The sequence below is a fragment of the Nocardia sp. NPDC020380 genome (assembly GCF_044386975.1).
GTDB lineage: Bacteria > Actinomycetota > Actinomycetes > Mycobacteriales > Mycobacteriaceae > Nocardia.
Window position 1 is genome coordinate 311,685 of the sequence record NZ_JBIRVQ010000013.1, and the last position, 10,650, is coordinate 322,334.

At 65.2% G+C, this 10,650-nt stretch carries 12 protein-coding genes; 4 read left to right on the plus strand and 8 right to left on the minus strand.

The features are described from left to right. Window positions 1–51 precede the first annotated feature (51 nt). From ACH438_RS33645 to ACH438_RS33655, 3 genes are all read right to left on the minus strand, one after another. On the minus strand, window positions 52–1,758 hold the full coding sequence (locus ACH438_RS33645) for a M4 family metallopeptidase (protein WP_397012665.1): 1,707 nt from the start codon (window positions 1,756–1,758) through the stop codon (window positions 52–54). A gap of 84 nt (window positions 1,759–1,842) precedes the next feature. Beyond that, window positions 1,843–2,703 (minus strand): ParB N-terminal domain-containing protein, encoded by an 861-nt coding sequence (locus ACH438_RS33650; protein WP_397012667.1) that lies wholly within the window; start codon window positions 2,701–2,703, stop codon window positions 1,843–1,845. A 154-nt stretch (window positions 2,704–2,857) separates the two neighbouring features. Continuing rightward, window positions 2,858–3,982, minus strand: coding sequence for an acyl-CoA dehydrogenase family protein (locus ACH438_RS33655; RefSeq protein ID WP_397012669.1), 1,125 nt, complete (start codon window positions 3,980–3,982; stop codon window positions 2,858–2,860). Between the two features lie 213 nt (window positions 3,983–4,195). On the opposite strand from ACH438_RS33655, the gene ACH438_RS33660 reads away from it, so the two are divergent. Then, on the plus strand, window positions 4,196–4,336 hold the full coding sequence (locus ACH438_RS33660) for a hypothetical protein (protein ID WP_397012672.1): 141 nt from the start codon (window positions 4,196–4,198) through the stop codon (window positions 4,334–4,336). Between the two features lie 5 nt (window positions 4,337–4,341). Here ACH438_RS33660 and ACH438_RS33665 read toward each other — a convergent pair whose 3' ends face one another. The 3 genes from ACH438_RS33665 to ACH438_RS33675 all read right to left on the minus strand — a co-directional run bounded on the left by ACH438_RS33665 (window position 4,342) and on the right by ACH438_RS33675 (window position 6,500). Next, the gene (locus ACH438_RS33665; RefSeq protein WP_397012674.1) at window positions 4,342–4,614 is read right to left on the minus strand and encodes a hypothetical protein; all 273 of its coding nucleotides are present in this window, start codon (window positions 4,612–4,614) and stop codon (window positions 4,342–4,344) included. A gap of 163 nt (window positions 4,615–4,777) precedes the next feature. Then, complete coding sequence (locus ACH438_RS33670; RefSeq protein WP_397012676.1) at window positions 4,778–5,812, minus strand: AraC family transcriptional regulator ligand-binding domain-containing protein; 1,035 nt, start codon at window positions 5,810–5,812, stop codon at window positions 4,778–4,780. A gap of 64 nt (window positions 5,813–5,876) precedes the next feature. Beyond that, a complete protein-coding gene (locus ACH438_RS33675) occupies window positions 5,877–6,500 on the minus strand; it encodes a TetR/AcrR family transcriptional regulator (RefSeq protein ID WP_397012678.1) in 624 nt (207 codons plus the stop codon). An 89-nt stretch (window positions 6,501–6,589) separates the two neighbouring features. Between ACH438_RS33675 and ACH438_RS33680 the strand changes: the two genes are divergently transcribed. The 3 genes from ACH438_RS33680 (at window position 6,590) to ACH438_RS33690 (ending at window position 9,497) form a co-directional block, all read left to right on the plus strand. Then, window positions 6,590–7,387: an enoyl-CoA hydratase/isomerase family protein gene (locus ACH438_RS33680; protein ID WP_397012680.1), complete on the plus strand. Its 798-nt coding sequence runs from the start codon at window positions 6,590–6,592 to the stop codon at window positions 7,385–7,387. 52 nt (window positions 7,388–7,439) lie between these two features. Continuing rightward, window positions 7,440–8,900, plus strand: coding sequence for an AMP-binding protein (locus ACH438_RS33685; RefSeq protein ID WP_397012682.1), 1,461 nt, complete (start codon window positions 7,440–7,442; stop codon window positions 8,898–8,900). A gap of 141 nt (window positions 8,901–9,041) precedes the next feature. After that, window positions 9,042–9,497, plus strand: coding sequence for an SRPBCC family protein (locus ACH438_RS33690; protein WP_397012684.1), 456 nt, complete (start codon window positions 9,042–9,044; stop codon window positions 9,495–9,497). Here ACH438_RS33690 and ACH438_RS33695 read toward each other — a convergent pair. Together ACH438_RS33695 and ACH438_RS33700 are read right to left on the minus strand one after the other, a co-directional pair. Next, on the minus strand, window positions 9,494–9,667 hold the full coding sequence (locus ACH438_RS33695; RefSeq protein ID WP_397012686.1) for a hypothetical protein: 174 nt from the start codon (window positions 9,665–9,667) through the stop codon (window positions 9,494–9,496). The two genes, ACH438_RS33690 and ACH438_RS33695, sit on opposite strands and share 4 nt — an antisense overlap. 43 nt (window positions 9,668–9,710) lie before the next feature. Beyond that, window positions 9,711–10,650: DoxX family protein (locus ACH438_RS33700; protein WP_397012688.1), on the minus strand; the 940-nt coding region annotated here is incomplete at its 5' end.

Sequence of the window (10,650 nt, forward strand, 5' to 3'; positions counted from 1 at the left end):
CACAAAAAAGGAGGCCGGTCCCGAGGGACCGGCCTCCTGTTGTGTGCGGTGCTAAGTGGTGCGGTCGAGCGAGGGCATCTTGACGGCCTTGGTGGCATTGACCACCTGGGCGCAGTCATCGGCGGTCGTCCCGGCCACCTTGTTCTGCACGTTGGTCTTGCACGCGGTGGCGAGTGCGGTTCCCAAGGTCCGGTAGGTCGCATTGCCGGTCAGCAACGTCTGGGTGGTCCAGTACAACTGGGCGGCCTTCTCGAGGCCGATGCCGCCGACGTTCTGGCCATTGAGGCTGCCGCCGTCGGTGATCAGTTGCGCCGCTTTGTTTCCGACACCGCTGTTGGTGTGCACGAGCGCCGACTGCTGCCGCGGATCATTGGGGTTGGCGGCGGTGTACCAGTACTGCCCCTGGTAGCTGTCAGGCTGTTTGTGCGACTTGGGATCCTTCATATCGCGAATGACGCCCAGGACGCTGCCATTGCCGAGCTGCCAGCGGGTGCCCGCGTTGTAGTACGGACCGGCATTGGTGATGAAAACGAACTGCCCGAACACATCCGACATCGATTCGTTGATGGCGCCGGAATCATTGCGGTAGACGAGACCGTTCACGTGCTGCGTGACGCCGTGGGTGAGTTCATGGCCGGTGATGTCGTCGGTGGTGACGCCTTCGCCATAAGCCATGTGGTCGTTGTTCCAGAAGGCATTGGCGTACGGGCACTGATCGGGTGAGCAGATACGGACGGTGCCGCGCAACGCTTTTCCATTACCGTCACCGGTATCGGCGCCGATCAGATCGGTGAGATTCTTCAACGGGGTGTACCCCTGATAGAACTTCTCGGTGGCGCCGAAGTAGTCGTAGATATTGTCGACATCGGCGATCGAGGCCGGGGCCTGCCCTTCGGCTCTGGTGGCCGGGAAACCGTTGGAGGTCCCGCATTCGGTCGGATCCTGCTGGCTGTCCAGGTCGACCACGGTGCGTGCGGCATCGCAGACGACGCGGTTGAGTTGCTTGGTCTCGCCCCAGCTGTCGAGGACCTTTCCGGTATTGCCGGCATCGACGAATACCACCCATTCTCCGGGGTGCCCGCCCTTTTCACCAGGGTCTTTCACCGCGACCTTGAACGCGGGAACGGCCACGCTCGCCGCGTCTTCGACGGCGGCCAGTTTCGGGTCGTACCAATTGGCTTTCACCTCGGTGACGGCATAGCGGTCGATCGGCTGCTGGGTCTGATCGGCGATCGCCTGCACCGCGGTTTTCGACACCTCGGCGGGCGGAGTCGCGGCGCCCTCCGGGAAGGTGCCCTGCGACTTCTGGGTCAGGGCGCCGGTCACCGAGATGAGCGAGCCGTCCGCGGCCAGCGACTGCGCCACCGAGGCGCCGAAGACCGGTATCGAGTCGATCTCCTGACGCATGCGCACGGTGGAGCCCTCACCGACCGGAAACACCTGGTCGACAACGAGATTGCCGACCGGGGCGGCCTCGAAAACCTGCTTGACCGTATCGGCCTGGGCCTGCGCCTGGGCGCCGGCGTCGGACGGTGTCCCCGCCGGGGCCGGCACCGGATCCTTGGGCACCACCTGGGTGACCATGCCCTGCGGATCCTTGAATACCTCCTTCGGCGCGGCCCCGAGATCCGAGCTTCCGGGAGTGGACGGGGTGCTCGGCGGCTGGGCCGTGACACCCGAACTCATTGCGAAAACTATTGCCACCGAGGCGATCACCAATGCGGTGGTGAGGCCGGGCCTTCGATTAATGGATTTCATGATTCAAGTAGAACCATATTCACAGTGTCCGAATCGACTGGGGAAAACTGGGGAATTCCCTTGCGCGAACGGCGAAATACATTCTCAGCGGCATTGCATTCGGTCACCGATTCGTGCTGCGAAATTCTGCCAGTTGGCCGCGTTCTGGCGGGCCATGTCCAGGATCAGGTTCAGGCAGTGTTCGGGAATCCGGTCGGCCAGATCGGCCGATTGCATCGGCGTGCGGGGGCCGGCATCGAGCCAGCGCAGCAGCGTGCGCCCGGATTCGGTGAGCCGCAGCGACGGATCGCGGCGCAGGCTCTGCAGCACCGCCCGCGAGCACACCCGTTCCGCCGCGATGGGCGGGGGCTCGACGCGCTCCGCACCCTCCTCGTCGCGAGTGTTACTGTGCCGCTGAGGATTTCCGGAGGGAACCCGTACCCGGCGGAGCCGACCATCACGACCGAGCCGATGTCCAGTCTGGGGAACTTCCCCAGTCGAAAGCCGGCGCACCGCACCGACGGTCTTGTGATCGAGTCCGGTCACCTCGGCCACCTTGCGGTCCGACCACATCGGATACATCCGCATGATGCGCAGGGCGGCGGCTTTGCGTTCGACGATCGACAGTGGCAGGCCGTGCGCGATATTGGCCCGCACCGCGAGCACGAACGCCTCTTCCTCGGTGCCGTCGAAGAATCGCGCCCGAATAAGGCTCGCACCCTTGGATTTCGCCGCCTCCAGCCGATGCGCGCCGTCGATGAGGCGCATGGTCTGGCGGTGTACCAGGATCGGGGGCAGTTCCGTCCCGGTTCCCGCCAGCACCTGGGTATGGGCGGAATCCTCGGCCCGTACCCGGAGCGCACCGCCGATATCTATCGAGTCGATGGAGATCTCGACGATCATGTCGGGAACTCGCACCTTCGTCACGTCATTGTCGTAGTCCGCGTCCATCCTGTGTTCGTTCACGGCGGTACTCCCTGCAGTGCGGCTGAGATTACATTCCGTTGCGTGCGTGGTGCGGTCAGCAATATTTCACAGGTTCAGGAGGGCGGGCAACGCCACAGCGAGCCGAACAAATGGTTCAATAATGTGGGCACATAACGGATCCGGCCGCGCGCCGTCAGAAATGACCGGCCGCGGGCAACGGGGTGTCATTGACGACCAGGTCTCCCAGGGCGCGCGCCTTGTACGCGGCCGGGTTGTGCGAGAACAGGGTTCGCAGGTTGCGCCAATGGCGATCCAGGTGAGCCGAGGAACGGGTGGCCGACGCGCCACCGACATCGAAAAGGCGGGTGGCGGCACGGAGCGCGAATTCTTCGATCGATACCTTGGCCTTGGCGGCCTGTGCCGCGGCTTCGTCTTCGAGGCGTGCATCGAATCCGGTGCTGCGGGCGGCCGCGAAAGCACGGTCCAGGCCTTGTGCCGCCGTGCGCACAATCGCTTCGGCGGCAAAGGCCGCCGCCGATATGGAACCGATTACTTCCAGCAGCTGCGGATCATGGCGCGGCTCCGCACTATTGGCAAAGACAAAATTGCGTTTGCGGGTACGGACGAGCTCGGCCGCATCGGAGGCGACCGACCGGAGTATTCCCGCGGCCAGGGCATGCAAATACAATTGCGGGAATCCCATCCGCGGTTCGACCGCGCTGTCGGCGCCGCGCAAGGGCAGCGTTTCCGATTCGGCGACAAGGACATTCGTCAGGACGGTGGTGCCGCTGCCGGTGTGCCGCTGACCGATGCCGTCCCAGTCGTCGACATGTTCGACGCCGTCGCGGTCCGCCGGGACGACGGCGGTGAGGATGCCGCCGTCGGGCAGGGCGGCGCTGACGCGGACGTAGTCGGCGAAGCGGGCGCCGGTGCTGTAGAACTTGCGTCCGTCGAGCACGAAGCCGCCACCGGCCCGCGGTGTCAATGTGCTGTCGTAGGCGTAGTTTCCGACCGGTTTGTCACTCAGCTCGGTCAGGGCGCCACCGAACAGGAGACCGGCGAGCACCAGCGGCAGCCACGCATCCTTCTGCTGCGTGCGGGGCAGGGTGAACAGTTCCTCTACGAATCCGAAGTGGATGCGCAGGATATGCGGCACATCCGGATCGACTTCGGCGAGATCGATCAGCAGGTCGAACAACTCGGCAACGGTCCAGCCGCCCCCTCCGAGCTCGGCCGGCACCCGGACCGCGCCCAGCCTCAGCTCCTTGATCGCGGCGATCAGCCGAGCCGATCGAGCGTACGAATCGACCAGGGGCATGATCCCGGCTATCTCTCCTACCTGTCCGCCGCACAGCTCAGTGGTCTGACGGGGTTGGCCTTCATACGGTCCGGCGCCTATCGAGAAGCCGCGGCCCATCTGCAATCCGCGATCGCTGGGACCGCCGCCTTTCCCCGTGAGCGAACTGCCTGGCAAATCAGGTTGGCCCAGAATTACATCCGGTCAGGTGCGATAGCCGAGGGCTGCACAGTAATGACCGACAACTTCGACAACATCAGCGACGTCGCCTCGACACGATTGCGCACCGCTGTCACCGAGCTCGTCGCAGATTTCCGCCCGCACGCGGCGGTGCCTGAGGTGCGCGAATTCCTGGGGAGATGGACAGCACGCTGACGAGATCAATCGTCCACGCCGACAAGGCCGGCCATCCGTGCGCTGAGCACTAGATACCGCTGCTCTGTGTCCTCGAAGGAGAGGCAATAGTCACGAGTGGACCGGTAGCCCTTGGTCTTCGGCGCTGCCTCCGAGAAGCTCGTACCTGGCGGAAACTGCTGAATCGTCAGGTCCACGGCTGCACCGTCTATGACGTTGAAGTAGTGGGAGACTTCTTCGCCGCTGGGCAATCTGGCAATCGAATTCACTATCTCACCGCCGAGATAGTCCTGAACCACGCACGCCGTGACAGCGCATTGCCCCTTGGGCGATCATGCTCGCTCCAGCCAGGGCTTTTGCTGGTGTCTGCCGACCATGACCTCCACAGCGCATCTCGCAGAACCTCAATGGCGACAACGCCCATGCGTTCAGGCTACTGCGGCCGGTCTCGCCGAGAGAGCGCTAGGCGCGTACGAGGGGGCGGCCGCGGTGGGCGCGGCCGAAGTGGCCGGGTGACTGGCCTTTCCAGCCGCGGAAGGCGGCGCCGAAGGCTGAGACGCTGGCGTAGCCGAGGCGGTCGGCGACGTGTTCGACGGTGAGGCCGGCTACCAGGAGTTCTTCGGCTAGGAGACCCATTGTTTCGGTGCTCAGCTCGCGGAAGGTGGTGCCCTCGTCTGCTAGACGGCGGCGGAGGGTGCGGACGCTGAGGCCCAGGTCGGCGGCTACGCCGGATTGGTCGACGAAGCGGCCTTGGCGGATGAGGAGGTCGCGGACTTGTCCACTTACGCCGAGGCGGGTTCGGCGTTGCTGGATCAGGTCGGCGCATTGTTGTTCGTAGTAGCGGAGCATGGGTGGGTTTGCTCGGGGTAGGGGGACGTCCAGGGCTTCGAGGGGGATGACGAGCATGTCGCGGGTTGCGCCGGTGATGATTTTGTCGATGCCGAGGGCGGCGCCGAAGGCCTCGTAGATCGGGTGGGGAGGGAGGCGCAGTTCCATCCAGACTCCGGGTACCGGTCCGGGGAGCAGTTCTTGTTGTGCGATGGCGACCATGGTGAAGTCGCGTTCGAGTGCGAATCGGCGGATTTCGGCAGGCAGGAAGCTGTCGTCGCGGATCACTTGCGCTTCGGTGCCGGTGCGGCGCAGGTGGCATGGGGCGAGGTTGAAGGCCAGGTCGATGTAGCGCAGTACGACGTCGAGCATGTGGCCGAGGGTCGGGCTGTTCATCAGGGCGAAGCCGAGGACTCCGAGTCCGGCGGCGCGGCAGTTCATTCCGGCCAGCAATCCGAGGCCGGGCTCGTCGCCGATGGCGTGCACGATATTACGCATCACGGTGATTTCCTGGCCGACGGTGACTTCGGCCATGGCATCGTGCAGATCGGCCTCGCGGATTCCGGTGTGACGCAAGATCACTGACGGCTCCAGCCCGCGCCCCAGTGCGAATTCGGCGAGCAGGGCGGTGCTGGTGATGGATCGCAATCGTGCGAGTTCCTCCGCCATCCGACCATCCTCGCAAACATTCGGTAGCCGGATGGGCGGAACTCTCGAGCCCGGTCGGCGGGGGTCAGGTCGCCGGGCGGTCGAGTAGGGCGGTGAGTTCGGTGCGGGTGGTGGGCCAGGGGTCGTGGCGGATCGGTGCCGGGCGGGGCTGGATGGTCAGGGTGAGGGCGAGGCCGCGCATGGCGTCGAGTGCGACGGCGATGCGGCGGGTCCATTCCGCGCGCGGAAGATGTTCGGGGGCAACGTCATCCGCGATGGCGGCGAAGACTGCCGACAAGGCCGGCTCGAGGGGCGCGAGGGCCGCATAGAGTTCGGGATCGTCGACGGCGGCGATCCACACCTTCACCCAGACGCCGAACAGGTTGCCGGTGAAGGCGGTCCAGAGGACGTCGAGCAGGGCCGGGGTGCGGTCCTGCGGCCGCGTCGCGACGGCTTCGGCGGCGGCAGCGCGCAATTCGACTGCCATCCGTCGCCCGACTTCATCGAGGGCGGTGACGATCAGGTCTAGTCGCACCGGGAAGTGGTGCGCGATCGCGCCGAGGGAAGCCTCGGCGGTCTCGGCCACGCGCCGGGTGGTGGTGGCCGGATAGCCGTGTGCCGCAATACAGGTGATGGTCGCGTCGATCAGCCGCGCACGCATCTGATCACTGCGTTCCCGTTGTCCCGGAGCGGCGGCGGTGGAAACCATGGCCACCACTATATAGACGACAGGTCACTTGACCTGTAACGTGCGACACAGGTCAAGTGACCTGTATTTCCGGATGAAACGGGACCACGGTGACGAGTACCGATACCTCGACCTTCGACGACCTCGCGGGATTGCGGGTCCAGCGCCGGCCCGACGGCCTGTGCGTACTGACCCTCGATCGGCCTGCCACCCACAATGCGATCACCGACGAGCTGTTCACCGCACTGATCCGGCAGCTGGACACGATCGCCACGGACCCCACCGTGCACGCGGTCGTACTGACCGGGGCGAACGGAACCTTCAGCGCAGGCGGCGATTTCGCCACAATCGCCCAGCTCGGCAATGCCGCAGAGCCGGTCGTGGCCGCGAACCTGTCGCGCACCATGCGTGCGTCGGCGCTGCTCTGGGCGTTGCCGCAGCCGACCATCGCCGCCATCGACGGTCCGGCCGTCGGCGGCGGCTTGGGATTCGCACTGGCCTGCGATATCCGCCTGGCCTCCCCCACCGCCATGTTCCTGCCCTCGTTCATCCGCATGGGCCTGCTGCCCGACTGCGGCGTGAGCTGGCTGCTGCCACGGCTCATCGGCGAAGGCCCCGCCTTGCAGATGCTGCTGGCCGGGCGACCGGTCGATGCGCAGCGCGCCCGCGAACTGGGCCTGGTCTCACAGGTGAGCAGCGACCCCTTACAGGCGGCACTGGATCTCGCCGCGACACTCACCCGGCATCCCGAAGCCGCCGTGGCCACCAAACGACTGCTGCGAACAACCGCCACAGTCGATCTCGCGACCGCCATCGACTTCGAAGCGGTGGCACAGGCCGCCGCCTTCCAACGCGGCGAATTCGCCTCTTCCTTCGATTCCTGGCGCACGAAGCGGATCGCTGACTGATCCTGAATACATTGCTGTACAACCAATTTCATCCGGCGAAGGGCGAGGGACAATGGCCGCGATCCGATGTGGGCAGACCATCCGCGACTACGATGAACTGGGAATTCGAGCTGCCCGGGTAGCCACCGGGCTGGCCGAGCACGGTGTGTGCGCCGGCGACCGGGTAGCGATCTACCTGCACAACGACATCCCGTTCGTCGAGGCGAGTATCGGCGCGAGCATCCTCGGCGCGACTCCGGTTCCGGTGAACTGGCATTGGAAGGGCGCGGAACTGTCCTACCTGCTCGACGACAGCGACAGCCGAGTGATCTTCGCCCATTCGGACCTGATGCCGATCGCCGAATCCGTGGCCGGTGACCGCCCGCTGATCGAGGTGAATCACGCAGCAGCGCCGCCGACCGGACGCCACCGCGTCTACGAGGACTGGCTCGCCGCGCAGAAGCCGTGGTCCCAGCCGCCCATGCGGGCGCCACAATCCATGATCTACACCTCGGGAACCACCGGCCGTCCCAAGGGGATCGTGCGTGAGGCCACCACCCCGGAGCAAAGCCAGGCGAGCGCCGGACTCCTATACGAAACCTTCGGCCTCGCACCGGGAATGCGCACCCTGGTCCCCGCACCCATCTACCACACCGCACCGAATGTGCACTGCCTGGCCAGCGCCACGTCGGGTATCGACCTGACGATCATGCCGAAATTCGATCCGGAGGAAATGCTGCGCCTGATCGAAGCCCACCAGATCGACCATTTCCAGGCCGTCCCAACCATGTTCGTCCGGCTGCTACAACTCCCCGAGGAGGTCCGCACCCGCTACGACCTGTCCTCGTTGAAGACGATCGTGCACGCCGCCGCCCCCTGCCCGCCAGAAATCAAGCGCCGCATCATCGATTGGCTGGGCCCGATCGTGCGCGAATACTACGGCGGTTCCGAAACCGGCGGCTGCGTCGCCTGCGACAGCCACGAATGGCTCGCCCACCCCGGAACGGTCGGCCGCCCCATCACCGACGCCGGCGTCCGCATCCACTCCGACACCGGAGAACTGCTGCCCACCGGCACATCCGGCCGCGTCTACCTCCGCCCGCCCACCGGCTGGTCGAACTTCACCTACCACCGCAACCCCGACAAGCGCGCAGCCATGGAACGCGACGGCTACCTCGATATCGGAGACATCGGTTACCTCGACGCCGACGGCTACCTCTACCTCAACGACCGCAGCACCGACATGATCATCTCCGGCGGCGTCAACATCTACCCCGCCGAAATCGAAGCCTGCCTCCTGGACCTCCCCGGCGTCCGCGACGTCGCCGTCTTCGGCATCCCCGACCCCGATCTCGGCGAATCCATCGCCGCCCACGTCGAAGCCACCGGCCTCACCGCAGACGACATCCGCAACCACGTCCGCGCGAACCTGGCCGGCTACAAGGTCCCGAAGGTCGTCGTCTTCGACAACAACCTCCCCCGCGAGGACACCGGGAAACTCTTCAAACGCAAGATCCGCGCCCAATACAACTGATGGCCGGGCCTGCGTATTCGACGGTCCTCGAGCCGATCCCGAGACAGCTGAGCAGGCTGATCCGCCGAGGCCTGAACCGCGCGGTATCGACCGGGACGGCAGGGCCGATCACCCCGCCGAGAACCCTGTTAGCGTACGGGCATGCAGGGAAGTGTGACAGTTCGGATGGCCGCGCCCGCCGAGAAGATCTGGGAGCTCGTCAGCGATATCACGAACACTGGCAAGTTCAGCCCGGAGACCTTCGCCGCCGAGTGGCTCGGTGGCGCAACCGGCCCCGCCGTGGGGGTGAAGTTCCGCGGGCACGTCAACCGCAACGGCTGGGGGCTCAAGTACTGGACCGTATGCCGAATCATCGCCTCCGACCCGGGCCGCGAATTCGCCTTCACCGTGCTGGGTCCCGGCGGCGCCCAGGTGAACACCTGGCGTTACCACTTCGAACCGGTCGAAGGCGGCACCGACGTCACCGAATCCTATGAGCTACACCCGATCCTGCCGCTACGCCTGTATTGGATGATCGCGGGACGGCTGCGAGGCAAGACCAATACCGACGGCATGCAGAAGACGCTCGAGCGCATCAAAGCCGTCGTGGAAAGCTAACCGCCGTACAGGCGAATGAAGTCCTGAGTCGGATCGACGGCGGGCACCGTGTAGCTCGACGAACTCCCGTCGACGTGGGTTTCCTCCACATACCGGGCGGGTTCGGCGGGAAGGTGCCGCCAGCGGGCGCGTGGATCAGCGGCCTGCTCTCGGTGACTGTTCGACGACATGGTGTCCCCCTCCAGAATCGTGTCACTACATGCTACCGGCGGCTCAACGGTTGTAGGGCTGCTCCTGGACCCAGCTGAAGCCACGGCCCGTCAACGGGAACGAATTCGGGTCCAGCCGCGTGAACGAAGCGTGGATGCGATGGCCGGCATAGTCATCGGCATCGATGATGAGGCGGCCGGGGCCCGGCCACCAATACGTGAGCCGAACGCGCACCGGGGTTTCCGCATAAGTGCCCAGCGTGATGCGGTTGTGCAGATCGATGAAATGACGCCGCGGGTCGATCGTGCCGCCGTACTCCTCGAAGGAATCGTCCATGTGCTGGATAGTGAGCACCACCGGATCGGCGACATGGAACGGCCGATCGACAACGACTCGGCGCCAACGTAATTCGTCGGTCAGCAGAGGATCGCGCGCATAGCCCTCCGAAGAGAACGCGGCCACCTGATAGATGCCGTACAACTCAGGTGTGTGGTTGTGCCACTGCCGCCAATTCTGTGCACCGGTCACACCGAGCAGGATCAGACCCACCACGAGCTGGGCCACCAGCGCGATTCGGTTGGCCTTCGCAGTACCGAACAGCGGGACCGGCTTGAAGGCGGGAGCTGCCTTGTCGGAGAACAGAACCGAAAACAGCCGCCGCGCATGGGGCGCGAGCAGGAACAGGCTCAGCAGCAGGAACTGCGAGGACACCGTCTTCAGGCGGATGTCGTAGGTCATGTTCAACAGGAAGACCTGTGTCATGTCCACCGCACACAAGAGAGCGCCGGCCGCGGTGGCGCGCGGGATCAGCAGCAGTACTCCTGCCAGCAGTTCCGCGGCCCCGAGCATAATCTCGTACGGCTGCGACACACTGACCTGCGACCACAGCACGCCCTCCGGACTGAAGTTGGGCCTTGACCCCGGAAGTTGGACACGGGGTTTGTGATTACGCGGCTTGAGCCATGTTATCGGGTGCGTGAACGGATTCGTAGTCGGCGGGGCT